24 protein-coding genes are annotated in these 26,123 nt (G+C 42.0%); 5 read left to right on the top strand and 19 right to left on the bottom strand.

Annotated elements, in window-relative coordinates:
* Positions 1-115: 115 nt before the first annotated feature.
* From FOF60_RS07440 to FOF60_RS07430, 3 genes are all read right to left on the bottom strand, one after another.
* Positions 116-3,385 (bottom strand): efflux RND transporter permease subunit, encoded by a 3,270-nt coding sequence (locus FOF60_RS07440; protein WP_192472651.1) that lies wholly within the window; start codon positions 3,383-3,385, stop codon positions 116-118.
* Between the two features lie 350 nt (positions 3,386-3,735).
* Positions 3,736-5,133: a Na+/H+ antiporter NhaC family protein gene (locus FOF60_RS07435; protein WP_192472650.1), complete on the bottom strand. Its 1,398-nt coding sequence runs from the start codon at positions 5,131-5,133 to the stop codon at positions 3,736-3,738.
* Between the two features lie 432 nt (positions 5,134-5,565).
* Positions 5,566-7,140, bottom strand: a complete 1,575-nt coding sequence (locus tag FOF60_RS07430; RefSeq protein ID WP_285890814.1) for a peptide chain release factor 3 — start codon at positions 7,138-7,140, stop codon at positions 5,566-5,568.
* 147 nt (positions 7,141-7,287) lie between these two features.
* Here FOF60_RS07430 and FOF60_RS07425 point away from each other — a divergent pair, with 147 nt between their 5' ends.
* Complete coding sequence (locus FOF60_RS07425; protein ID WP_192472648.1) at positions 7,288-8,157, top strand: metal-dependent hydrolase; 870 nt, start codon at positions 7,288-7,290, stop codon at positions 8,155-8,157.
* Positions 8,158-8,288: 131 nt separating this feature from the next.
* Here FOF60_RS07425 and FOF60_RS07420 read toward each other — a convergent pair whose 3' ends face one another.
* The 5 genes from FOF60_RS07420 to treP all read right to left on the bottom strand — a co-directional run bounded on the left by FOF60_RS07420 (position 8,289) and on the right by treP (position 13,787).
* The gene (locus FOF60_RS07420) at positions 8,289-8,501 is read right to left on the bottom strand and encodes a hypothetical protein (protein ID WP_192472647.1); all 213 of its coding nucleotides are present in this window, start codon (positions 8,499-8,501) and stop codon (positions 8,289-8,291) included.
* A 235-nt stretch (positions 8,502-8,736) separates the two neighbouring features.
* On the bottom strand, positions 8,737-9,918 hold the full coding sequence (locus FOF60_RS07415; RefSeq protein WP_192472646.1) for an alanyl-tRNA editing protein: 1,182 nt from the start codon (positions 9,916-9,918) through the stop codon (positions 8,737-8,739).
* A gap of 137 nt (positions 9,919-10,055) precedes the next feature.
* Entirely contained in the window at positions 10,056-10,466 is a 411-nt protein-coding gene (locus FOF60_RS07410; RefSeq protein WP_192472645.1) for a YugN family protein, read from the bottom strand.
* A gap of 185 nt (positions 10,467-10,651) precedes the next feature.
* The gene (gene treC, locus FOF60_RS07405; RefSeq protein WP_192472644.1) at positions 10,652-12,337 is read right to left on the bottom strand and encodes an alpha,alpha-phosphotrehalase; all 1,686 of its coding nucleotides are present in this window, start codon (positions 12,335-12,337) and stop codon (positions 10,652-10,654) included.
* A 43-nt stretch (positions 12,338-12,380) separates the two neighbouring features.
* Complete coding sequence (gene treP / locus FOF60_RS07400; protein ID WP_192472643.1) at positions 12,381-13,787, bottom strand: PTS system trehalose-specific EIIBC component; 1,407 nt, start codon at positions 13,785-13,787, stop codon at positions 12,381-12,383.
* A 290-nt stretch (positions 13,788-14,077) separates the two neighbouring features.
* Between treP and FOF60_RS07395 the strand changes: the two genes are divergently transcribed.
* Both FOF60_RS07395 and FOF60_RS07390 read left to right on the top strand, forming a co-directional pair.
* On the top strand, positions 14,078-14,530 hold the full coding sequence (locus FOF60_RS07395; protein WP_192472642.1) for a YkvA family protein: 453 nt from the start codon (positions 14,078-14,080) through the stop codon (positions 14,528-14,530).
* A gap of 189 nt (positions 14,531-14,719) precedes the next feature.
* A complete protein-coding gene (locus FOF60_RS07390) occupies positions 14,720-14,956 on the top strand; it encodes a hypothetical protein (RefSeq protein WP_192472641.1) in 237 nt (78 codons plus the stop codon).
* A 120-nt stretch (positions 14,957-15,076) separates the two neighbouring features.
* Here the strand turns inward: FOF60_RS07390 and FOF60_RS07385 are convergent, their stop codons facing one another.
* The 8 genes from FOF60_RS07385 to FOF60_RS07350 form a co-directional block, all read right to left on the bottom strand.
* Entirely contained in the window at positions 15,077-15,946 is an 870-nt protein-coding gene (locus FOF60_RS07385; RefSeq protein WP_192472640.1) for a carbohydrate ABC transporter permease, read from the bottom strand.
* Positions 15,943-16,935 carry a carbohydrate ABC transporter permease gene (locus FOF60_RS07380; RefSeq protein ID WP_192472639.1) on the bottom strand — a complete coding sequence of 331 codons (993 nt, stop codon included), beginning with the start codon at positions 16,933-16,935 and terminating at the stop codon, positions 15,943-15,945. The genes FOF60_RS07385 and FOF60_RS07380 overlap by 4 nt, the downstream gene beginning before the upstream one ends.
* Positions 16,936-17,162: 227 nt before the next feature.
* The gene (locus FOF60_RS07375; protein ID WP_192472638.1) at positions 17,163-18,455 is read right to left on the bottom strand and encodes an ABC transporter substrate-binding protein; all 1,293 of its coding nucleotides are present in this window, start codon (positions 18,453-18,455) and stop codon (positions 17,163-17,165) included.
* 129 nt (positions 18,456-18,584) lie between these two features.
* A complete protein-coding gene (locus FOF60_RS07370; RefSeq protein WP_192472637.1) occupies positions 18,585-19,202 on the bottom strand; it encodes a hypothetical protein in 618 nt (205 codons plus the stop codon).
* Positions 19,186-19,713 (bottom strand): RNA polymerase sigma factor, encoded by a 528-nt coding sequence (locus FOF60_RS07365; RefSeq protein WP_192472636.1) that lies wholly within the window; start codon positions 19,711-19,713, stop codon positions 19,186-19,188. Before FOF60_RS07365 ends, FOF60_RS07370 begins: the two co-directional genes overlap by 17 nt.
* 218 nt (positions 19,714-19,931) lie before the next feature.
* Complete coding sequence (locus tag FOF60_RS07360; RefSeq protein WP_192472635.1) at positions 19,932-20,063, bottom strand: YjcZ family sporulation protein; 132 nt, start codon at positions 20,061-20,063, stop codon at positions 19,932-19,934.
* A gap of 36 nt (positions 20,064-20,099) precedes the next feature.
* Positions 20,100-20,198 (bottom strand): YjcZ family sporulation protein, encoded by a 99-nt coding sequence (locus FOF60_RS07355; RefSeq protein ID WP_023615168.1) that lies wholly within the window; start codon positions 20,196-20,198, stop codon positions 20,100-20,102.
* Between the two features lie 299 nt (positions 20,199-20,497).
* Positions 20,498-20,860 (bottom strand): hypothetical protein, encoded by a 363-nt coding sequence (locus FOF60_RS07350; protein ID WP_192472634.1) that lies wholly within the window; start codon positions 20,858-20,860, stop codon positions 20,498-20,500.
* Positions 20,861-21,529: 669 nt separating this feature from the next.
* Here FOF60_RS07350 and FOF60_RS07345 point away from each other — a divergent pair.
* Complete coding sequence (locus tag FOF60_RS07345) at positions 21,530-22,669, top strand: IS110 family RNA-guided transposase (RefSeq protein WP_192473840.1); 1,140 nt, start codon at positions 21,530-21,532, stop codon at positions 22,667-22,669.
* A 195-nt stretch (positions 22,670-22,864) separates the two neighbouring features.
* Here FOF60_RS07345 and FOF60_RS07340 read toward each other — a convergent pair whose 3' ends face one another.
* The 3 genes from FOF60_RS07340 to FOF60_RS07330 form a co-directional block, all read right to left on the bottom strand.
* Positions 22,865-23,164, bottom strand: coding sequence for a metal-sulfur cluster assembly factor (locus FOF60_RS07340; protein ID WP_192472968.1), 300 nt, complete (start codon positions 23,162-23,164; stop codon positions 22,865-22,867).
* Positions 23,165-23,363: 199 nt separating this feature from the next.
* Positions 23,364-24,836, bottom strand: a complete 1,473-nt coding sequence (locus FOF60_RS07335) for a UDP-N-acetylmuramoyl-L-alanyl-D-glutamate--2,6-diaminopimelate ligase (RefSeq protein WP_192472967.1) — start codon at positions 24,834-24,836, stop codon at positions 23,364-23,366.
* A 202-nt stretch (positions 24,837-25,038) separates the two neighbouring features.
* A complete protein-coding gene (locus tag FOF60_RS07330; protein WP_192472966.1) occupies positions 25,039-25,767 on the bottom strand; it encodes a protein-glutamine gamma-glutamyltransferase in 729 nt (242 codons plus the stop codon).
* 198 nt (positions 25,768-25,965) lie between these two features.
* Here FOF60_RS07330 and FOF60_RS07325 point away from each other — a divergent pair, with 198 nt between their 5' ends.
* Complete coding sequence (locus FOF60_RS07325) at positions 25,966-26,094, top strand: hypothetical protein (RefSeq protein ID WP_264647658.1); 129 nt, start codon at positions 25,966-25,968, stop codon at positions 26,092-26,094.
* Positions 26,095-26,123: the final 29 nt, after the last annotated feature.

The raw sequence follows: 26,123 nt of genomic DNA, 5'->3' as shown, positions 1-26,123 counted from the left end.
TTATCGTGGTGTTCTCTGTCTTCTTAAGATGCCTTTAAGTTATACCAACAAAATCATTTTAAAGTTTTCTATACATAAAAAGATGCCTGGCTAGTCTCTGCCAGGCATCTCGCGATTATCTTCTTCTTCTATAATCTTGATTTGAATCTTCTTCTTCTTTGACGAGTTGAAGGAGCTCTTCTAACATACCGGCCATTTCTTCTTTAGAGTATTTTCCCTTTTGGAAGGCAGCCGGCCTCTCTTCCGTTCCCGATTCATAATCTGATTCTGTATGTTCTTTCAGCAGGTAGGCAGGAACGAGATGCCCATCCGGGGTAGCATACATTTTATTCCTTCTGCGATAATCCTTATCAAAGAAACTATAGACTACCGGAATGACAAACAGGGTCAGGAATGTACTGCTGATCAAGCCGCCAATAACTGTGATTCCCATCGGCTGATTGATTTCAGTTCCTTCTCCGACGCCGAGCGCAAGCGGGAGAAGCCCAAGAATCGTCGTCAGCGCTGTCATCAGGATAGGTCGTGCCCTATCTTTTACCGACAGGACAATGGCTTCATGCGGTATCAAACCACGCTCTTTCTTCTGGTTGATATAGTCAACGATTACAATTGCATTATTAACTACGATACCTGCAAGCACAATGATTCCGATAACCACCGTCAAGCTTATTGGTGTTCTCGTTGCCGTCAGGGCAAGTGCGACACCAATTACCATCAGCGGAACCGTGAACATAATGACAAACGGATACTTCAATGACTCGAACTGCGCAGCCATTACGAGATAAATCAGGATGATAGCCAGAACGAAAGCCAATACAAGATCATCTATTGATGATTCGAGCAGTTCTCTGTCTCCGCTGAATACGACTTCAGTTTCTTCTGGTAAATCAAGTTCGTCTATCTTCTCATCCACTTTCTTGGATATATCACCAAGATTCGTTGAGGATTTGTATTTCATTGTGAATTCAACTGCACCCTGTTGATTGATTCGCTGAACTTTTACAGGACCGCTGCCAGTTTCGATATTTGCAACCTGGCCTAGGGTGACATAGTTACCATCTGGCTTCTTGATTAACAACTGTTTCAGTTGATCGATATTCCTGGTTACTTCACTATCATACTCTACATACACACCAAGAATTTCACCATCTTCTCCAGGCATTTGTGTCGCCATATCCCCTCGGGTTACGTTATTGACAATCATGGCAATTTGCGCTGGTGCGAGTCCCTGTGCCAGTGCCTTTTCCCTGTCCACAGTAATTTGGATTTCCTCGACTGTGTCATTCTGGCTTGTAGTGAGCTCATTGACATCATCAAGTTCTCTCAAGGAATCATAAATTCGATCGACAGACTCATTCAGTCGTTTTTCACTGGAATCGCGAACATTGAAGGTCAGGGTATTCGGTGCAGAACCGGATGTGGACTGCATGTTAAAACTCAGTTCAGCAGTGCTGTTTGCATTTTCCGCAGCCTGTTCCAGCTCTTTTTTTACATCATCGACAAACTGGAAGGTACTGATTTCCCGTTCTTCAAGCTCGTCCATCTTTACGTATAGTTCACCGACATTTGCATTGGTAGTGCCTCTGAATGAAGCTTCTTGAGTCGTGCCTACCAAACTTACATATACGTCGACATCTTCTTCATCTTTCAATTTATCTTCTAAGGCTGCCATAACTTTTTGAGTTTCTGAGAGAGCTGCCCCATTTTCAAGGTTCACCCTGACGCTGAAGAATCCTTCATCCGTAGGAGGAATAAATTGAGTACCAACGGTTGTCACTCCATAGCCGCCTCCGGCAAGCATCAGCAAAGTTACTAAAATGACGATGAATCGATGGCGAAGTGCCCATCTGATCGACTTTTCCAACCCTCTCATTGAGCCTGAGCGCTGTCTTCTCGCTTCGAGATTTTTCTTAGGAGCCTTCAACAGCCTGCTTGCCAGCATTGGCACAACAGTCAATGCAACCACCAATGATGCAAACAAACTAAATGAAATCGTCAATGCGAACTCTGTAAACAGCTCGCCGATGATACCTGATATAAATACAACTGGCAAAAACACTGCTACAGTCGTCAAAGTTGATGCAGTAATGGCTGCTCCTACTTCCTTAGCTCCAGCCCTTGCCGCTGTTTTTGGATCCTTGCCCATTGAGAGATGACGATAAATATTTTCAATGACAACTATGGCGTTATCAACCAGCATCCCTATTCCAAGAGCCAGCCCGCCAAGTGTCATGATATTCAAAGTAAAATCAGCAAAGAACATCAATACGAAGGTGAAGATGACGGAATACGGAATGGCGATACCGATGATAAGCGGACTCTTCACATTCCTAAGGAAGAAAAACAGAACGGCCATCGCAAGCAATCCCCCGACAATGAGGGAATTGGAAATATTGCCGATTGCCATTTTGATATAATCACCCTGGTCAAACAGTACCTCCGACTCTATTCCAGAGTATTTATCTCTTTCAAGCAAGGTCTCCAACTCTTCTAGAAAAGCTTCAGAAACTTCTGCAGTATTAGCATCGGATTGCTGCAGGACACTCAGCAGGACAGATGGAGTCTGGTTCGTCCTCGTGATTGTATTATCATCCTGTTTTTGCAGTTCAACTTTCCCAACATCCTCCAATGTGATCTTTTGCTTTGTCATTGGATTATTGAATACTGTCAGGTTCTTTAATGTATCTAATGAATCCAAGGTACTGATGATCCTAGTCGTCAGTTCTTTGCCGTCTGTCAAAATCGTATCACCAGGCATTGATACATCATTAGCCCTGATCAGATCCACGATGTCAGACTGGCTCAGTTTATAGCTTCTAAGCTTCTCCTGGTCGAGCTCCACTCTTACTTCGCGTACGGATGTACCGGATAAGTTGACGCTTGCGACCCCTTCAACCTTGGTGAGCTCCAATTCTAGTTCTTCCGCCAGCTCCCTTAGCGCAGATTCATCCTGGCCAGAGCTTAATGATAGCTGGATGACTGGAAATTGAGACGGATCGAACTTCATGAATCTCGGCTTATTCGCGTCGTCTGGAATCGGCGTCATATCCAGCCTCTGGATGACTTCATCCTGGATATCATCGATATTGGTTGTCCAGGAAAACTGCATCAGAATCAGGTTGGCGCCCTCCTGTGACGTAGACGTCATTGTCTTGATTCCCGGCAGTGTAGCCAAATTCGCTTCAAGTGGCTTCGTCACCTTTTCAACGACTTCCTCTGGACTTGCCCCCTGATAATTGGTGACAACTACCCCAACAGGTGGATTTATATCCGGGATCAGTTTCAAAGGAATCCTCATCAATGAAACAACCCCTAGTATCAGGACCAGGAACATGGTCACTAATGTAAAAACAGGCCTTCTGATTGAAAAATTGCTGATTTTCATACGCTAACTCCTTTCGGCAATAAAACACAGTGACTGACCGGACGGTTATTATTCTACCATCCTAAATATAGTGAAGCACACTGGATAATTCAACTATCCAGCTGCAATTTAAAAGGACATTTTTTAACACTTACATCCCGTAAGCATACCTTTCATTTTAAAGTAACAAAAGAATTAAAGAAACTTTAAGGCACTATAAATTTTCACAACTTTAAGGTTCTGTTCTCCACCTCTTGGCTATTTTAGTGTTTCGCTCACATAATCCCGTTCATGTTACCGGTTTCCTGCTTTGCCATCGAGTTTCGGGCACATAATCACCATTAATAAAACAACATAAAAAAAGCGGCAGCCTATGCCACCGCATTTTTCCCTGACTTTGATAAGGTTATTCCAGTAAATCCTGCTGCCAGTGTCAATACCGGTGACAGCAGACAAAAGAACGCAAATGGCACATAATCCATTGTACTGACTCCAAGGACGCCGCTAAGGAAAACGCCGCACACACTCCAGGGTACAAGTGGATTGAGTACTGTCCCGGCATCTTCAAGGACACGCGAGAGATTTTTTGGATGCAAGCCAGCTTTTTCGAAATGGCCTGCAAATGTATTGCCTGTTATCAGGATCGACAGATATTGCTCACCGATCAAAAAGTTGATCCCGACTGCAGATAAAGCTGTTGATCCTACAAGGACGGGCACCTTTTCCAGACTGCTCTCAAGTCCTCGCAATAGAGCAGGAAGAACACCAAGCTTGAAAAGCAATCCGCCCATGCTTAAAGCAAGGAGGACAAGCGATACTGAAAAGAACATACTCTCAATGCCTCCCCGAGTCAATAGGGAATCCAGCTGCGTGTTTCCGCTCTCAGAAACATAGCCGGAATATAAAATTCCCGGAAGTGTTCCCCAGTCCTTTTGCGGGACAACCATCATACTGATGAGCATCGCAGAGAGCGTCCCTGCCCCAAGTGTCAAAACAGACGATACTTTTTTCACAGCAAGAATCGCAATGATAGCAAGAGGAATGATCGAGTACCAGTGTACTAGATTCATCTCCTTGAGAGTATTCTGCAAGCTGCCAAGTTTTGCGAAGTCAACTGAACTCAATTCTGGAGACAAAGCGGCAAACATGACAAGTGAAATGAAGAACGCAGGTATCGTTGTCCAGGACATATTTTTAATATGCTCAAACAGATCTACTTTTACAGTAGAAGAAGCCAGAACTGTTGTATCCGAGAGCGGTGACATTTTATCTCCCAGGAATGCCCCTGAAACAACCGCCCCGGCCGTGATTGCCAACGAGAATCCCAGTGCTTCACTAACCGCGATGAACGCAACACCGATCACAGCTGAGGTTGTCAGTGAACTGCCTATACTTAACCCAACAATAGATGTAACAATAAAGACAATCGCATAAAACCACTTTCCTGTCACTAATTCAAATGCGAAAAAGATAAGAGTAGGAATGGTCCCCGCAGCAATCCAGCTGCTGACCAGCATTCCGATAAAGAAAAAAATCATCACAGCTCCAAGGCCCGCTTTGGCACCTTCAACCATACTTTGTTCAAGCTCAGCCATCTTTATTTTTTTCAACAATCCAAAAATGATCAATGCCCCGACCCCTGTCAGGACCGGAATATGCGGCATTAGTTCAAGTTTTATCATGCCATAACCGATTCCCGTCAGAAGCAATAATATAACTGCAGCAGCTTCAGAAGTTTTCAACGTGATAGATTGGTTTTGGTTTAACATGATGATTCCCCCAATTAGTAGTAAAATACAAAAAGCTCCTGTCCGTCTAGGGACGAAGGAGCTCCGCGGTACCACCCTAATTGGCAAACAATCATATTTGCCCACTTCATTGACAGTGCCTTTCTTTGACAGGTGTATTTCAAATCAGCCATTGCCTGGATTTTCAGCAACCATCCAGTTTCTTTATGCTGCTCATGGGGATTCTACTAATTACTGAAGGCACTAACTATTCAACTTTTACACTTAAACGCTTTATGCATAAAAGCGTTATAGAATAATATAAATATAGTACCTGTTCTGGAAAAAGTCAATAGATAATACTTTAAAAGTACTGCTTTTTCTGGAAGTCCCCTCATTAACATCTAATTCTAATCTCTATAAATTCCAGCTACATATAAAAGAGCCGGCATTGATCATTGCCGGCTCAACTTATTATGATGCATCCATTGGATTATAAAGTTTTACTTCTGGATTCTTATCCTGGAACCACCTTAAGGCAAATTCATTCTCGAATAAGAATACTTTTTTATCATAACGGTCAGTGACAAGCAGGCTCCTGGAGCTGGACAGGTTATCGTTTACATCGTCGCCTTCGATCCAGCGGGCAATTTTGGAACCTTGTCTTTCCATCAGGACCTCTACATTATATTCGTTGCGCATCCTTGCTTCGAATACTTCGAATTGGAGCTGACCAACAGCTCCCAGAAGATATTCTTCCGTCTTCAATGTCTTGAAGAGCTGGATGGCTCCCTCCTGGACAAGCTGCTGGATTCCTTTATGGAAATGCTTTTGCTTCATGACATTCTTTGCAGATACCCTGACGAAAAGTTCAGGGGTGAATTGTGGAAGTTTTTCATACTGATAGCCTTCCTTGCCAGAAACAATGGTATCTCCAATCTGGTATGTGCCCGGGTCGTAAAGCCCGATGATGTCACCTGCTACAGCCTCTTCGACCGTACTGCGGTCATCAGCCATGAACTGGGTGGACTGTGCAAGTTTCATTGATTTACCTGTACGGCTAAGCTGGACGGTCATGCCGCGCTCAAATTTGCCTGAGCAAATGCGGAGGAAGGCGATTCGGTCACGGTGAGCCGGGTTCATGTTTGCCTGGATCTTAAAGATAAAACCAGAAAACTCCTCAGATTGCGGATCAATTTCTCCTGCTGTGGAATTCCTTGGCTGTGGCTCAGGTGCAAATTGCAGATAGGAATCAAGGAAGGTCTGTACGCCAAAAGTCGTCAAGGCGCTTCCAAAAAATACCGGTGTCAAAGTTCCATCGGCAATACGATCTTTTGAAAATTCATTTCCTGCTTCATCCAACAGCATGATTTCTTCTAAAGTCTGGTCGTATAATGAAGATTCTTTCAAAGAATGCTCGCCATCGATTTCTCCTTCTTCATTCAATGTAACAAAGCGTTTGTCCTCATCTACACGGAACTGTTCAATCCGGTTGTTGAACCGGTCATAAATCCCTAGGAACTCCTTGCCCATGCCAATCGGCCAGTTCATTGGATAAGATTCAATTCCAAGGACCTCTTCCAATTCAGCCAGCAGCTCAAGAGGTGCCTTCCCCTGGCGGTCCAGCTTGTTGATAAAGGTAAAAATTGGAATTCCTCTCATGCGGCAAACCTTGAAAAGCTTTAGAGTCTGGTCCTCGATACCCTTTGCTGAGTCTATGATCATCACGGCGCTGTCGACCGCAGTTAACGTTCTATACGTGTCCTCAGAGAAATCCTGGTGGCCTGGTGTGTCAAGAATGTTCACCTTGAAGCCATCATAATCAAATTGCATAACACTGGAGGTAACGGATATTCCACGCTGCTTCTCGATTTCCATCCAGTCACTCGTCGCAAATTTCCCCGTCTTCTTCGCTTTTACCGTCCCAGCATCACGGATTGCGCCGCCGAACAGCAACAGCTTTTCCGTTAGGGTCGTTTTCCCGGCATCCGGGTGGGAAATAATCGCAAATGTCCTTCGCGATTGTACTTCATCTTTTAATTTTTTCATCATTACATATTTCCTTTCTGTTTAAAGGCAAAATTCCTCATAAATTTAATCTTATCTTTATAGGTGTAAGTTTGCAATCCTGCAATGCATATCTAAGCTTTTAAAAATTTTCCTTTAAGGATTATAATGTACCTCAGGAGGTGCAGCATGGATTCAATTACACATACACTTTTCGGTTTAGCCTTATATGGTGCCGTTGATAAAAAACATATGGAAAAATCCCAAAAGCGTGCTTATTTACTCACCGCAGTTGGCGCAAGCCAGATCCCGGACATCGATGTCATCTCACAACTCTGGGATAATGAAGGACTTTATCAGATGTGGCACCGAGGCATCACCCATTCAATTTTCCTGACACCAATATGGGCTGCTCTATTTATTTTACTATCATTCCTTCTGTTTAGAGTAAAAGATGCAAAACTATTTTTCCTTGGCTGGCTTGCAGTCATCATCCATAACACCAGCGATTTATTCAACGCCTGGGGAACTGGCTATCTCGAGCCATTTTCCAACATCAGAATTACATTCGGGACAATCCCCATCATAGATTTCGTTTTCTGGGTGATCCTTGGAACAGCGTTTGTAGCGTCAAGATTTAATAAAGTAAAAAGTCCAGCCTATTTCAAACTTGCATGGGTGTTCATTGCTCTGCATATCATTATCCAAAGTATCCAGGGCTGGGTACTCTACAATCAATATGAGGAAAATTATGATCAAATCGCTCTTTCTGCCGGGTTCGTTCCATGGACATTTACGGTAATCGCCAAGAATGAAGGTGAAGTTAATATTTATCAGGATAATCTTTTTACAGAAAGAAAGCTTCAATATGAGCTTACATCTGCTGAAAACGCTGATCTTAATGCTTTATTCGCTGAGAAACCTGAAGCTAAGACGCTTACTGAATGGTCCCCATTTGTTGTGATCGTCGACGATGGAGATAGGTTGGGAGTATACGATCCACGCTTCTACCGAAACGGACAATCCTTCCTGTTTGAATATATCGATAAAACTCAATAGAAAGAAAAGCGCAAGCGCCTCGTTCAGCCCCGACAAGCGCTGGAGGGCAAAAAGATATCACTGAACATAGCATTTCTGACCATACAATCAAAAAGAGCAGCCTTAAAGTTGGCTGCTCTTTCTATACACGTTTACAATTTCGTTGATATATCATCCATCATTTCATCTATAGTAACAGTAACTTCATTCGTTTTCCTTGCCACAGCAATGGTGAATTCCAATAACTCTTTATATTTTTCTACCGGAATCATTGAATTCGTCTTCTCGTATTCATTCACTTTAAGACCGAGATTTTGCAGGATCATGATTGCCTCTTCAACAGATCCTCTTTCAACTTCAAACATTCTGATTCCCCCTATTTCTCTGGTTGAATTCCATTATGAGGGAGTTAAACCTATTTTTAAATGGTAAAACTTTCATTTATAACCAATCAAACTGTAAAAAATAGGTTATTAGTCGGTGTTTTTCATGATTTACCTATAAAAACAATAAATAAATAGTTTTTTTCGAGGAAATCACCACTTTAGAACTAAACCCTTTTACCTTGAAGATGTCTTTATATTTCATCTTTCATTCAAATTATTGGATAAATCCGGTAACCTTCCGGATAAATTCTTCACCTGGAATCAACCGGCCTCCACCCTGTACAAGCATTTCGTTTCCTCCGCCCTTACCATCAATCATGGATAGAGCTTGTTTGGACCATTCCTTTAAATTGCCTTCTGCATTCTTCCCTTTAGCAAAAACGAACTGAAGCTTTTCCTCATTTTCAGAGGCAAGCAAGAAAATCTTGTCTTCAGCATCCGAAACCAGCATCCTGCCGAGCTTTTGAAGTTCCTGAATGTTCCTGTTTTGAAAGACGCGGCTGATGATCGCCCCTTTTCCCGCTACGATCATATCGGCTGCTTCATATTTTAATAATCGGTCCTTTAATTCATCAATGTTTTTCTCAAGCTCTTTCTTTTGCCAAAGAAGTCTATTTACTGAAGCACCCATATCCTGTTCAGGTGAATTCAGCAGGCCTGTGAGCTCCTTGATGACTTCATGCTTTTGGCCGAGCTTGTCCAGTACCCTTTGGCCGCAAACAAACTCGACGCGTACCAATTTCTTTTGCCTTTCCCACCCAAGGATTTTCAGCGAGCCAACTTCAGCAGTGCTATTTGGATGAGTGCCGCCGCATCCATTGTAGTCAAAGTCGGGTATGATGACGAGCCTGATGTTATTCGAAACAGATAGCTCTTTCCTGAGTCTATATTGCTTCAATTCATCCTCACCAACCCATTTGGTGTGGATTGGGCGGTTTTCAAGGATTATCTGGTTGGCGAGCTCCTCGACCTTTCCAGCCTCAACAGTACCAAGATTTTCTGTGTCCAAGTCGATTGTCAGTGTATCTTTCCCAAGATGGAAGCTGACCGTTTTGTATTCATATAGCTCCTCAAACGCAGCCGAAAGAATATGCTGCCCAGCGTGCTGCTGCATATGGTCAAATCGTCGCTCCCAGTCAATTGCCCCTTCTATACGATTTCCTTCCTTCAGTTCTTCCTTTATGTAATGGCGAATTTCACCACTAACCTCCTCAACATCCACTACTTCAATGCCATTTAGGCGTCCAGTATCGGATGGCTGGCCACCGCCTGTCGGATAAAAGGCTGTCTGTGAAAGGGTCACATACTTCCTCCCAGTTTCATCTTCCTTTTGCTCAATCAGTTCCGCTGAGAAGTTTCTTAAGTATGCATCGCGATAATACAATTTATTTTCCATGGCTTTCTTCACGCTCCGATTCGTAACTATGCTAATCAGTATAGCATTTTTATCAGCAAGCAATCCTGCCGGTATCCTGAAAATCATTAAAAATTATATAAAAACAGCTCCCTATTCCGGAAGCTGTCTCTGTATTACTATATCGTATCTAAGGCATGCTCTGCCTTGCTGATCAGGGTCTTCCCTTCTTCAACAAGTCCCTTTGGAAATGGAGCATCCTTGTCAGCGGGCGATTTAAATTGATCGAAAGAACCGGTCAGTGCTCCAATGTTCCCCTCCTCATCAACATCTGTCTGGAATTGATGATCAAGCAGGAATGGCGTCCCAATCTGGACGAAGGTGCCATCATTATCCAATGGACCACCAGTCGACTTGAATGGAATGCGCACGTACTGGCGGTCACCATGGTCATCGTTCATTTTGTAGTCAATATATGCATGGTCATATTCCCACTGACCGTTGACATTGAAGCCAAGCGGTCCCAGCTTTTGCTTCAATTCACCCACAGTAAGCTCTTTGCCGTCTATATTAGATTGAATCGGAATCATACTGCAAACCTCATTTCGTAATGGATTGGTATATTAGCTTTTTTCCACCACGAAAAGGTCATCAAACATCTAACAGCACACTGGTAATAATATTATAGGTACTTTAATCACTAAGAATTTAGTGATAATCACTGCCAATTGAAACAAAAGTAAAAAAAGCGAAGACCCAAAGGCCTCCACTTTTACTATTTCGTTAAATGATAAACAATCGATTCATATGGACGCAGATTGATCAGGGATATATCTGCAGATGAATCCTCATAATTGGAAAGCAGGATTTTAGCTTGATAGCCCTCAGCTTCAACTGAGTCTGGCAGTTCAAACATAGTATTTTTACCATAAAAATTATTGATGACAAGCAGTTTTTCATCCTGTCCATTCCTTACATATGCAAATATGTCGGGATGTTCTTCGTGAATGAGCTGGTAATCGCCATATGTGATAATATCATATTGTTTTCTCAGCTGAATCAGCTTTTTATAATGATAGAACACTGAATTTTTATCAGCGAGCGCGTTTTCAACATTTACGGTCTGATAATTCCTGGCAACATCAATCCACGGAGTGCCGTTTGTAAAGCCTGCATGCTTTTCGGCATTCCACTGGACAGGGGTTCTGGAATTATCACGTGACTTGCTCTGCAGAATCTTCAGGATTTCCTCCTCAGCCATGCCTTCTTCCTTTTTGATTTGATAAATATTCAATGATTCAACATCTCGATAATCCTCGATGCTATCAAAATAAGGATTGGTCATGCCGATTTCTTCGCCCTGATAGATATATGGCGTCCCCTGCATCATATGGACGGCAGTACTCAGCATCTTCGCTGATTCCAGGTGGTATTCACCATCATTCCCATATCGCGAAACGACTCTTGGCTGGTCATGGTTACACCAGAACAATGCGTTCCAGCCTCCGCCTTTATGCATTTCAACCTGCCACAAAGATAAAATCCGTTTAAGGGCAAGAAAATCAAAATCTGCAAGAGTCCACTTGTCACCATTTTCATAGTCCACCTTTAAATGATGGAAGTTAAACGTCATACTTAATTCGTTCCGCTCAGGGTTTGAGTATTTGATGCAGTTTTCGATTGTAGTAGAAGACATTTCCCCAACCGTCATGCTGTCATATTTGGATAGAACCTCAGAGTTCATTTCCTGCAAATATTCATGAACTTTCGGCCCATCCGTGTAAAATTTCCGGCCATCACCCGGCGGTACCGAGCCATCATCATCAGGGAAATCCTGATCCTTTGAAATCAGGTTAATGACATCTAGCCTGAAGCCATCAATGCCTTTCTTGAACCAATAATGCATCATCTCATATACTTCATTGCGGAGCTGTTCATTTTCCCAGTTCAAATCGGCCTGGGTCACATCGAATAAATGAAGGTAGTATTGTCCTGTAGTCTCGTCATATTCCCATGCATTCCCGCCGAATTTGGATTCCCAATTAGTCGGAGCACTTCCGTCTTCCTTGGGATCTTTCCATATATAATAGTTGCGGTAACGGCTATCCTTGGATTTCAGAGCATCCTGGAACCACTCATGCTCCGTTGATGAGTGGTTCACGACTAAATCCATGATCACCTTGATGCCGCGTGAATGAGCTTCCTCAAGCAGACGGTCGAAGTCTTCCATCGTCCCGTATTCTTCATATATCTGATAATAATCCCTAATATCGTAGCCATTATCTCGCTGAGGTGAATCGTAAACCGGCGTCAGCCATATCACGTCTACACCCAGCTCCTTCAAATAGTCCAGCTTGGCGATAATCCCTGGCAGGTCGCCTGTTCCATTGCCGGTTGTATCATAAAAACTCTTTGGATAGATTTGATAGACAACCGACTTTTTCCACCATGGTTCAGTCATGATAAAATATCCACCTCCATCAGGATTTACTCTCTAGTTGTGATTACGCTTCTTTTTTCTTTCTTGTTTTAGCCATAACGAATGTCAGTACGAATGGTACGACAATTGCAATTCCCATACCGATGAAGAAAATCCCCCAAAACTCATTGAAAATGGATAGGAAAGCAGGCAGGCCGCCTACACCAATTGATGGTGCCATGACTCCGCGGAGTGTGATGACAATTCCGGCAATTGCTGAACCGATGATCGCTGCGATAAATGGATATCTGTAGCGAAGGTTGACACCGAACATTGCAGGCTCAGTGATTCCAAGCCATGCGGAAATGCCTGATGTCATCGAAAGACCTTTTAATTTTTCATTATTCTTGTCAGCAAACATCATCGCAAAAGCTGCTGATCCCTGTGCGATGTTTGAAAGTGCTACCATCGGCCATAGGAAGGTACCGCCGATTGTTCCTATCAACTGTAAATCCACTGCAAGGAAGGTATGGTGCATACCTGTGATAACGAGCGGTGCATAAAGGCCGCCATAAATCAATCCGCCGATTGCAGGCGCTGCATCAAAAATTCCGACAACGCCATCAGTAATCATGTTCCCAATTGCAAAAGTGATCGGTCCAATCACGATGAATGATAAGAAGCCTGTTACCAATAAAGCGATTGGCGCAACGGTCAACAACTGGAACGCATCAGGTATCCGCTTGCGCAAGAAAATTTCCATTTTCGCCAATACGTAAGAAGCTAGCAATACAGGCAATACCTGTCCTTGATACCCTACTTTCTCAACTGTCAGTCCAAACAAATTCCATGTAGGAATTTCTTCTGCTGCCCCGTAACCCCAGGCATTCAGCAAATCTGGATGTACAAGCATAAGTCCCAGTACAATACCAAAAAGCGGGCTACCGCCAAATTTATTTACCGCACTCCATCCAATCAAACCTGGCAGAAACACAAAGGCTGTATTGGCAATCAAGTTAATGATGCTGGCAAAATCAGCCCAGCCGGTATAAACGTCAATAAATGCCTGCCCTTCAAAGAAGATATCCTCTCCAGTCAGGATATTATTGATCCCCATTAACAAACCAGCAGTAACAATCGCTGGAAGGATTGGAATGAAGATATCTGCCAGCGTCTTGATTGCCCTTTGAAGAGGGTTCAAGTTCTGGGCTGCAGCATCTTTGGTTTCTTCTTTTGAAGCTTCCCCAATACCGGTAATCGAAACCATTTCTGCGTATACCTTGTCAACAAGCCCCTGTCCAATAACGACCTGATATTGGCCATTTGCGGAAAATGATCCTTTTACAAGATCAATATTCTCCAGCTTGTCTTTATCTACTTTTCCTTCATCCTTCAGGGCAAAACGCAGCCTTGTAACACAGTGGGTGGCAGCAGCAATATTTTCTTTACCGCCAACTGCTTCAACAATTTGCTCAACTTCTTGTCGATTCATATTTACTCTCCTCCTGTTACCGTTTTCATTCATCTAAAAAAAAAACACTTCTATAAATCCAAACACTTGTATATACATGTTGTTTACGTTTTCATTTTACTTGTATATACATGATTAGTCAACTGTTTTTAATCATCCTTTAAATTTCCCATAAACAGTGATTTCAAACAGCCGTTTAGCTTCTGAAGACATTCAGGACAAAAATTTACCAGTTACTAGAGATGTTTGGTTAAAAGAACTAAAAGGGTAAAAATAAGAGATAAGCAATATTTGCAGGAAGGGTGTTGGGAATGATAGGAACAAAGAAACTCGAAGAAGGCTATAAAAAGTTTGAATCCAAGGCAAGAGAGTATATAAATAAACCTGAGAAGACGGATATACTATTGAAGGATGCCGGTAAAAAGGCTGATGACCATAAAGGTTCCCTTGCTGAGATTTGGGACAACCTCCAGCTGCTGTTTGATTTAGTTGGAGCATGGCGCCGGGGAGAGTACAGGAAAATACCGACGAGATCTATCGTGACCATTATCGCTTCAATCATTTACTTCGTGTCTCCCATTGATTTAATTCCAGACTTCCTTCTTGGGCTGGGAATCGTAGATGATGCGGCGGTAATCGGTTTTGTTTTAAAACAGATTACTGTTGACCTGGAAAGATACCGTATCTGGAAGGAAAATCATCAAGCCAGCAATACCATTATTGAAGAAACCCCATTTGAAAAAAATACGCATAGCCTTAATTAGCCCGGAAATTCACGGGCTTTTTTGTTGGGAAAATTAAGGTTCTCCTCCTGGGTCAAAAGTGGCCTTTTAGTGATTAAACACTTTGTCCTATTCTAAATCGATAGGCCATTCCGTACCTTATAATTAACAGTAAATTTTTTACAAAGCTTACTGTTACGTTATTTCTATAAAAATAAGGGGGATGAATTTATGCAAAAACTGTTTATGTTGACTTTCGTATTGCTGCTTGTTTTCTCAGGTTCTGTCATTGCCTCCTCTTCACAAAACACAAATAGGAATGCCAGTCCTGTCGAGGATTACCAGGGCAAAACCGGAGTAAATCCAGATGGGTACACATGCTGGCAGTGCACTAAGTACGTTTATCATAATGGTTATAGAACCTGTGTATCAGGCGTGTGGCTGACAACCTGCCCAGTCATGAATTAAAAGGCTCTTTTCTCAAGAGCTAAATAGCTTTTTTAGGATTTCACAACAACCTTTACGAAGCAGCCGTTAAAATACAGCAAAAAGGATGCCAGTCTGTGGCATCCTTTTTGCTGTATTCTTTTATCCCTTAGTTCCTGAGGAAATATTTGAGCCTTCGATAAAGTATTTTTGGAAAAAGAAGAATAACAAAACAACCGGCAATAGAACGGTGACGGACATTGCCATCAAGTAATGCCATTGTGTCTGGACAGTACCCTTGAAGGTTTGCAGGCCAATCTGCAGCGTGTACTTGCTTTCATCATTGATATAAAGCAATGGCCCTAACAGGTCATTCCATGCACCGTTAAATGAAAAGATCGCTACTGTAATCAATGCTGGCTTTGTCAACGGGATCATAATATGCCACCAAATCTGGAGGTGGCCTGCACCATCAAGTACTGCAGCTTCGATGAGTTCATTCGGGATTCCCATCATGAACTGGCGCAGCAAGAAGATGAAAAACGCGCTGCCAAGGAATGCAGGCACAAGCAATGGCAGATACGTGTCAATCCATCCAAGCTTTGAAAAGAGGATATACTGAGGCACCATTGTCACAAACCCCGGAATAAGCATCGTCGAGAGTACCAAGACAAACAGTGCATTCCTTCCCTTGAATTTGATTTTTGCGAAGCCATATGCAACCAGTGAATTGACAAGTACACTTCCGATTGTGCCGACAGTTGCAAGGAATAATGTGTTTAAAGCCCACCGAGTGAAAGGCGCAGTCTGCCAAGCCTCGATATAATTATTGAAATTAAATTCCTTTGGGAAAAATGTCGGCGGATACTGCGCAATCTCTGCGGGTGATTTTAAGGATGTGGAAATCATCCACCATAACGGCATAAGGATTAGCGTACTGCCGGCAAGAAGCAGCAGAGTCACAAATGAGAGTCTTACCCTGTCTTTGAACTTTTTAGTTTCATAAAATTTTGGTGCTGTCATTGAACTCATTTGCCGTCACCCCCTTCATAATGTACCCATCGCTTGCCAAGCTTCATGTTCACTGCTGTCAAGATCATGACAATAATGAACAATAACCATGCCATTGCAGAAGCATATCCCATGTTAAAGACTTCAAATGCGTTATTCCACATATGCAGGTTATAGAATAATAGCGAATTCCCAGGACCGCCGCTTCCGTTTTCGGTCATAACATATGCTTCCTGGAAAATCTGGAATGCACCAATTGTACTCGTGATCACATCAAAGAAAATAATCGGAGAGATCATTGGAAGAGTTATATGGTAAAACTTTTGCCAAGGAGATGCACCTTCAATATCAGCTGCTTCATACATCTGAGGCGAAACCCCTTGCATGATTGCAAGGTATAACAACATTCCCCCGCCTACACTCCACATTTTCATTAACAGCAATGCTGGTTTTGTCCATTCAGGATCAAACAGCCAGGCCGGACCATCAATCCCGAACCAGCCAAGCATCGTGTTCACCAGCCCTGTTGATGGACTCAGTAGCTGCATCCAAAGAAAATATACAGCAACACCGGATAACACCGCAGGCAAATAATAGATTGTCCTGAAAAACTTCATCCCCTTGATCTTCTGGTTCAACAGAACAGCTAGTAAAATAGCACCCGCAGTCGTCAATGGAACAGAGAAAATAACATAATAAAGAGTATTAAAAAGAGAAGTGCGAAATAAATCGTCCATCGTAAACATACGTTTATAGTTTTCCAGACCAATGAAATTCATTTTTGAAGTAATATTGTAATCTGTGAAACTAGCGGCCAGACTGAATAGCAAGGGACCTAAGGTCAGACCGAGAAACCCAATGATCCATGGTGAAATGAATAAGTAACCAGCCAGGTTGTCTTTTGCTTTTCTGCTGAGCCCCTTCGTTCGGGCTGCTTCAGCAGTTTGACGTTCCCTTATAACTTTAGACCCAGTTTCTGTGTGTACTAATGTACTATCAGATGACTTCATCGCTCCCAAACCCCCCTATTGAATTTAAGTGACTATTCCGAAAAAAATGGCTATCCATTATCAACTTTTTCTTTGTTGTTTTTCAAGATTTTTTCGGCAACCTTGCTGCTTTCACACCCATCAGAATTTTTACAAGTATTTCCAATACCTTAAGACAGGATTTCTTTAAAAAACACGGTTTTTATTAAAAAGAGAAGGGCGGAATGCGCCTTCTCTTTTTGTGTTTATTACTTCTTCATTTTTTCGATATCTTCTTCAGCTTCTTCCAATGCTTTTTCAGGAGAAGTTTTTCCTAATAGGGCATTGTCGATATGCGGGTTTAATCTGCTGTGATAATCCGGATACTCTACTGGTACCGGGAACATTTTTGTTTGATCCAAGTTTTTAACTGAAGCTTCATAGACCATCTTGTCAGGTCCCTCAAGCTCATTTAAAGCAGCTTCTGCAGCTTCAATGTTTGCAACATTGTCATAGTTTTTGACCGACCAATATTTTTGAGCTTCAACATCTGTCAGATACTTAATGAAATCCATTGCTTCTTCTGGGTGTTTAGCGCCTTTCGGAATTTCAACTACAAATCCGCCGCCCTCTGACCAGTTACCTGAACCTTCCTCGTTTGCAGGAATTGGGGCAACGCCAAAATCGACATCCTGTCCATAATCTCTTAACTGTGTGTAGAATGTTCCTACATCAACCCACATCGCTACTTTTCCAGCAATGAATGGATTTGCCTGTTCACTTCCGAATTCTGCCTGGAAGGCCTGTACCGTGTTTTCCCCGAGGCGTTCCTTCCAGTCAAGGATCCAATTAAGAGCTTCAACTTTTTTCGGAGTGTTGATCGTCAACTCACCATCTTCAATAAAACCCTTGCCGCTATCTGCGTTTGTCATCCAGCTGGATGCACCTACACTTCCCCATAAAGGATAGAATCCTACTCGCTCATAGCGATCGCCATCTTTAACATCTAACTTCTTTGCGTACTCCTCGAGCTCTGCCCAGGTTGCAGGCGGCTTCTCAGGATCCAGTCCTGCTTCCTTGAATGCAGTCTTATTGTAGAAAAGAAGACGTGTGTCTGTATTGAATGGGACAGCAAAAGACTTGCCCTCATACTCGACAGTCTCCCATAAATGCGGATAAAATTTTTGCTTGAAAGAATCATCTATATACTGGCTTAAATCCTCAACCTGCTTGTTTTCAGCACGCTGGGCAACTGTGTTGATGTCGTTGATGATGACATCAGCAGGGTTGCCGGCTGCGACTGAGGCAAGGTTTTTTGTCCAAATATCGCCCCATGGCAAGAAAGTATGTTTAACAAACACCTTATCCTGGGAATTGTTATAATCATCGATGATTTTTTCTATAATCGGACGGCGTGTTTCTGATCCCCAGAACGTCCAAAAATCGACTACTACTTTTCCGTCCTTCGTTTTTTCGGCATCTGCTTTTTGCTCTCCTGAGCAGCCAGCCAGCAAGCCAATTAGCATAAATACTGCAACAATGATTGCTAGACCCCTCTTCATTTTTCTTCCTCCTGTATATTCAAGTTGATTAATAAGTACAAACTTACTCTTACCACACCTTTCGACAAACTAAACATATTCTATAAGTTTTATAAAAAAATAGTCGAAAAGACATATAAAAAAACAGATTCAAAATTGAATCTGTTTTTCCATATCTTCAATCATTGAAATCACCTTTCCTGCTTTATTTGCCTCTACTTTATATACCCTTTGTTCTTTCATTCTTTGCATATATACATTTCCATCATTAATCCATAATTTACATTTATCAGGTTTTCTTCCCTCGTAAATTAACAATAGATCATATCCATCCTTCAGATCCGGTGCATTCTTCACGCTGTTTCGGCCGTTGATCGTCTCATTCATGGTTTTCAGCCAACTTGCTTCGTCTATGATGGAAACTCCTTTTCTCGTAAGGTTGGCGTGCAGATTAAAATGGTCAGCTGAATCAGATTTGGTAAGATACGTAATGACAACTTCGCTTGCCGCATAGATCTCAGCAGTATTGAGAGCGGCTTCCCCCTCCTGGGAAGGATTTTTGATTTCTGTCAAAAGATAAGCTGAACATACTAATATCATCACAAAGGTCAGGAGACTGCCTGTCCAATTTTTTACTATGTAATGAACCGGTCTCTCCGGCCGTCCGTTCCGAATGATTGTATTATAAGTTTTACGCTTTTGTATCTCAGACCTTGGAATGTGGCTAAGGCTCTTGAAGCTATCCTCTAGTTCAAATGATTTCTTCAATTATTTCCCCTCTTCTCTTTAACTCTTTTTTTAAAGCAGCCATTGCCCGGGAAGTAGTAATTTTCACTTTGCTTTCGCTCCAGCCAAGGATCAGTGCCGTTTCCCTTATCGAGAATTCTTTGATTTTCCTTAAAATCAATACCTCCTGGTAGCTCAGCTTCAGTGCTTTAATACCCTTGTAAAGGAGTGAAGTTTTTTCTCCTTTTACAATGATTTCGACTGGCGATGGCTGACAGGATTCGAAAGAATATTTATCCAATGAAAAAAAGCGCAGCCGTCTTCCTCTCCTTAAATGGTCTATTGCAACATTCCGGGCAATTTTCACAAGCCATGTAAAAATTTGTGAATCACCATTAAATTGATGGATATGCTTGTACACCCTTAAAAATGTTTCCTGGGTCAAATCCTCCGCGACTTCCTTCTTGCCGGTCAATAACAGGAGATAGCCATAAACCTTGTCACTGTATTCCTCGTATACCTTTTGGAAATGAATGCTGTAGTGATCGCTCAAAATTCTCCCCCCTTTTACAGACAGTTAGACGAACGAGCATAAAAAAAGAATCACTTATTTTCGGAATATTTTTAATTTATTTAAAAATAACAAGAATTCCTTATTTTTTCATCGTCCTAATTAACTAACCCGCTGTAAAAAATGTTTTGTCAGCGAAAAAAAGAAGAGGCTGTCAAGAGTCATCTTGACCCTTGTAACAGCCTCTTTCCAGGTTATTATTAGCGATAGCATGCGCAGCCGACGATGATCAAGAGGATAAACAGGACAACGATCAAAACAAAACCGCTTCCGTATCCAGCTCCTCCTACACCGTAACCGCCATAACCACAGCCTCCGCTGTATCCGTACATGATAAAACCTCCCAATGAAGTTTTCTTATTCAGAGTTTAGTAACCGAAACCCCAAGACGCTCCGATTATGATTAAAAGAATGAACAATACTACAAGCAGGGCGAAACCGCCACCATAGCCGCATCCTTCAGACATCGTAACAACCTCCTTTTTTTGTGTCCCTACATCCTATTCAGGTCGGGACATTTGTGCAATTAAACAACGAAAAAAATACTAGCCCAATTAGAAAAGCGCAAGCGCCTTGGTCAGCCCCGACAAGCGTTGGAGGGCCTGACAGTGAAGTCGTTCTTTGACTTCATTGGCAGGACCGAAACGACTCGAGGGGCTAGGCGCTGGAGCTGGACAAAGAAAAGCGCAAGCGCCTTGGTCAGCCCCGGCTAGCGATGCCAAACAAAAAAGAGAACCTTGAATGGTCCTCTTCTTCGCATTGGTGCTTATCCTATTTTCACTTGATTTTCTTGGGCCTCATTTAGAAATTCATATGTAATCAAAGGTTTGACCGGTATTTCCAGCCATCTTGACACACCATTATTGTTCACTTTTTCTCTGTACACCGGCTTACAATCTTCGAGCAAACATAGTTTCAATGTCTCAAAGCCGCTTAGTTCCTGAACTGCTTCCTCGATTTCTTTTTTCTCTTCTGCACTTGCTAGAACGTTTTCTTTTTTCGGCTCAAGCAGGACCACAATTAATTCCTTCCGCATTTGTTTTTCCAGTTCCATTCTTGCGAATGCGAGTTTTTTTAAAGTCCTGTTCAACTGCCACATGCTGATTCCAGCTATTTTTTTATAGATCATTCAAATTGCCTCCAGTTTTCCCCCAACTTCTATTCTAAAAGACAATTCGATAAAACGTAAGATTATATTAGGGTATGGGAAAAATTCCAAAGGATGTTATTGGGAATCCCAATCCAAAACTTATATGAATTTGTATGGTCAAAAAGGGTGCTGGCGCTTTGTCAGAACCCTGGTATGACTTAGGACAAAATCACGTGGATGAACCATCGTTTTGTCCGAACCTGCTAAGACTCGGACAAAATCACGAAAATAAACCGATGTTTTGTCTGAAGCTTAGTATCACTTCAGACAAAATTATAAGGATGAGCCATCGTTTTGTCTGAACTTGCTATGACTTCGGAAAAAATACAAAAGGTTTTCTCTTCGTTTTTCAGCTACAGTTTCTATCCTTCAACACAACCAAATACAATAAAAACTATCATGATTCCTTCGACTCCCAACTCATGCATGAAAATAAATCTTCTATGTCCATAATGTAGAGGACACAAACGGTTTATAGGACGTGGCTTTTTATGGTGGCTAAGACCCTGTAATAAAAACTGTTTGAGTGGATTTGGTGATCAACCCTTTGTTGGCTCATTCCCTTTGGGAAGGATGACCACGTACAGAAAAATGCCTATTTTCAAATCCACTCGCTGTTTGTGATTTAACACGCGGAGGATTGGTATTATGGATGTATTTATTGAACGTTGTGCTGGTCTTGACGTTCATTCGGAGACAATCGTTGCCTGTGTTCTGACGGGCAAACAGGACGAAGATTTGATTAGGGTAACTGAAACCTTTCCAACCTTGACGAAAGATCTCTTCCGTCTCTTAAAATGGCTGGAAGACCATGGGGTTACCCATATTGCGATGGAAAGCACGGGAGTATATTGGAAGCCTGTGTTTAATATCCTTGAAGACTTTTTTGATATTACTCTTGCGAATGCCCAAAGGATTAAGAACGTCCCTGGAAGAAAAACAGATGTTTCCGATGCCGAGTGGATTGCCAAATTATTGCGACACGGACTCATCGAAAAGAGTTTCGTGCCTCCCTCCGATATCCGGGAGCTACGGGACCTTACACGCCTTCGAAAAAAGTGGATAGGTCATTTAACTTCCGAGAAGAACCGGATTCAGAAGGTTCTGGAGTGCTCAAATGTAAAGCTGAGTTCTGTTATTTCCGATGTCTTTGGGGTTTCAGGGAGAAAGCTGCTTGAGAGACTGGTGGAACAGGGATACGTAGATGGCGATGATGTCGAAAGCCGGATACACGGAAAGATGTCATCTAAAAAACAATTAATTACTGACTCGCTCTTCGGCACAATCAATGACCATCAAAGATTTCTAATCAAACAGTCTTGGCTTCATATTCAACAGCTGGAGGGACATATTGTAGAGGTGGAAAAAAGAATTGACCAGCTTCTAGAGGAATTTAAAGAAGAACTTCATTTACTCCTGACCATTCCTGGAATAAAGAAAGATACAGCAGCCATCATTATTGCCGAGATTGGAGTGGATATGAACCAATTCCCCACCTCTCAACACTTAGCTTCGTGGGCAGGTGTATCTCCTGGCAATCATGAAAGTGCAGGGAAACGCAAGAGTACTCGGACAACAAAAGGAAATCCGCACATTAAATCAGCCATGTGTGAAGCAGCCTGGGCCGTTTCAAGAAGTCGAAATAGGTGGTTAGCTACGAAATATTGGTCTACTGCCGCTCGAAGAGGAAAGAAAAAAGCACTCGTTGCGACATCGCATCGAATGCTTCGAATCATCTACTCCATGCTTATAAACAAGGAGCCATTTAAAGAAAGACAAGTTATTTAGTATAACCAAAACCAAATAGAAGTATACACGGTTACCCTCCTACCGGTAGCCCTGCTTTCTTATTGGCTTTTTTAGGTTATTTTAATGATTGCCGAATATGATCAAGATTATTCGAAGAAGACAGAATTAATTATTTTCACAGAAAAAAGACTGCAATACGATTATCGCAATCTTTTAAGTGAGCCTAGAGAGAATTTAAAGGTCCAATAAATATTTAGCGTATTGGGACATGCGGTCTTTTGTCCATTTAGGAGCCGAGACCATTTTGATATCGATATGCTCGTCGCTGCCTATCTGTCCAGCCAGATGTTCACGGGCAGAGAGGGCAATATAATCAGCTAGCATGCAATCAGCATTCCTTGTGGTCATAACGATTTCGACATCTTTATCATCCTTGACACAGACTTCATAGACGAGGCCCAGGTTCACAATATCGACTCCGAGCATTGGTTCTTCTATATCCTCAAGCATTTTATAAATTTCTTTTTTATCCATATTGAGTACCTCCTCCCATAATAGTCAGGTCAATTGCCTTGCTTACTTATATCATAAGAGATGCTGGAAAAATAGTGGAGTGACACTCTTCACATTTCATATTATTGTCATTAATTGAAGAAAAATTTGTGTCAGTTTAAAGGAATTGAGTTTAAACTCCTAAAAAAACAGGCTGATTTTAAATCAGCCTGCTGGGCATTCACCCAATTACCTTTGCCTTATTCTGCAGTTTTTGCAAATATAACAGTGTTTCTTTATCTGATGATGTGGGAAGTTCATACATCGACTGATACTCCTCTGGTCCTTTTCCAGTGATGAGGATCCACTCACCCATCCTGGCGTTTTCCCATGCATTTCTGATAGCCAGGGTCCTGTCTGTAATGACTCTTCCTTTATTCATGCCAAAGCGTTCATTCAATTCCTTTAATTCACTGGCCATCTCTTCTTCCGAAATTCCGTTCAGGTCATCGAAGGTCAAAGTGAATTCATCACTCATTGAGGCGGACGCTTTGACCATATGCTCTCTTTTCGTTTTGTCCCGCTCTCCTCGGAAGCCAAATATATGCTTGATCTTCACTGCTTCGTGCTCTTGAGCTGCCTGAAGACAGTATTCAATCGCATCCTTTGTATGTGCATAATCGACAATGAAAGTAGCACCTTCAGGATGGGAGATCATTTCGAACCTTCCAGGTACGCCCGGGAAAGTTTTTAGCGCCTCAGCAATCGAATCAGGACTTATGCCAACTTTCACAGCTGTCAAAAAGGCCATCGCTGCATTGTAGACATTGTGAAGACCAGGTGATGGGAAAGTCAATGGATAAGTGATTCCTCCCATTTTGATCTCAAATCTGGTTTCCCCATTCAATTTTATGTCCTCAATTTTCAGATCATGGGTGTCATCATAGCCAATTGAATATACAGGGATCCCTTTAGCTGATAATATACTTGTCAGCTTGTCCCCCCATTCTCCAAGTCTGCTTACAACGGCTGAACCATCTTTTTTCATGTAATTATACATCAATGTTTTTGCCTCGAAGTAGTCCTCAATCGTCGGATGGTAATCCAGGTGGTCATGAGATAAATTCGTGAACAATCCATAATCCAGCTCCAGCCCCTCAATTCTGTATTGCTTCAGGGCATGTGATGACACTTCCAGAACAACAAACTCATCATTGCTTTTCGAAATCAGCTCTTGTATTTGCAAAGCATCCGGAGTGGTATTGGAAGGCTTGTACACCTCATTATTTATGATATAAGACACAGTGCCGAGCAGGGAGCAGCTTTTGCCCGCATGCTCAAGAATATGCTTTAAAATATATGAAACGGTCGTTTTTCCATTTGTCCCCGTAATGCCAATCACAGTATGCTTTCTCGACGGATGTTGATAAAATGTACTCGCTGCCCTGCCAAGAGCCAGCCTGCTGTCAAATACCTGAATATACGGGACAGCTAGATTCAGTTCATTTTCCCCTATAACAGCTGCTGCACCATTGTTTATGGCTTCATCAATAAATTTGTGCCCATCTATTTGAAATCCTGTAATCGCTACAAATAAATCACCCTGCTTCACTTTACGAGAATCCATCTGAATGCCAGATAATTCAGGATCAGCATCATTCCTATATTTTTTTAAACTGCCGCCGAGTGCCTCAAGCACCTTGCTTAATCTCATTTCCAAAACTCCCTTTTTAACATACCTATAAATTCCAAATCCGGAACTAGAAATGTATATATTATGTCTCTTTTTATATTCCCCCAATTTATAAAACTATGCCTCGTAAATGATACAAGAAATCCTGTTTTTAAAAATGAGCAAAAAGAAATAGAAAAAAAGACCGGCAATTTAGCCAGCCTTTTACTATTTTCTTGGTTTATCACTTGGAAAACTGGGACAAATATTTAAAATTCAGCCTGCTATGCTGTTGGAGCATAAATGCGGAGGTAGTAGAGCCTTGCTTCCGAAGTGTATTCAGGGCTTTGACCATTTCCTCAGCTGTACCAATCCCAATACCATGTCCATAATATAATCCATTTCCAAGAACAACTGCATTTTCTCCGCGCCAAATAGGTTTATCAAAATCCGGGTTCATGAAATAAACCACATCGCCGGGGATAAACTCATTCCCTTCTAAAGTAATGATGGCCAAATCAGGGTCATAATTCCAATTCCAAACGAGCAGCCCCCTGAACAAATAGTTAAAGTCCGACAGCCTTATAGAATCCAGGACAGCTTTGTAAAAAATGACAACCATTGCCGTGGAGCACTCGAAAGCATACTCCTGGCCATTTTCGTAAATATCATTGATTGCGTCAGAAGGGCGGACATTTGGATTCAAAAGATAGCCCCTGGGTCCTTTCGTCCAATAAACTGGATTGAATCTTGAATATTTGAAGGAGGTAAAAGCTACAGAAGCATCCTTAAGCTTTAATGCCGCTTCAATGATATTCTCGCGAAGCTTTATTTCAAAAAGAAGCTGAAAGGTTGTGTCATACTCGAACATTGTCAGGCTATTGTCTAATTGGTCGTATATTTCCTTCTGTTTCCCAGAAAGATTCTGCAGCATCTGGCCGCTTGCACCATCTGGAAACCGTATGATTATCATCACACTCCCCCTCCATATTCCGTTAGTTAAACATACATTCTAACTATATGAAGGTGAATGGCTGAAAAGACATTGGAGTGGCTTTCAATAATAGTTCTGAATTATTTGGTCAATGACGTCAGGGCAGTCGCAACGTTTGTTTTATTTATCAATAAAAGGGTATTTTTATTATTATCACAGTGACAAGGAGGCTTCATTATGACAGAAAAGAATCAAAATAAAAACGATGGTTCAGTTGAACAGGAAAATAAAAAGGCACACAACAAGGATATTGAGCCTCAAAGGGATCCAGTAAAACCTCAGGAAGAATCAAAAACTGACAGATAACCTTAAATAAAGGGAGAGGTGATCACCGT

The sequence above is a fragment of the Mesobacillus jeotgali genome (assembly GCF_014856545.2).
Taxonomy (GTDB): Bacteria; Bacillota; Bacilli; order Bacillales; family Cytobacillaceae; genus Mesobacillus.
This window is presented reverse-complemented; position numbering and strand designations above follow the sequence as displayed.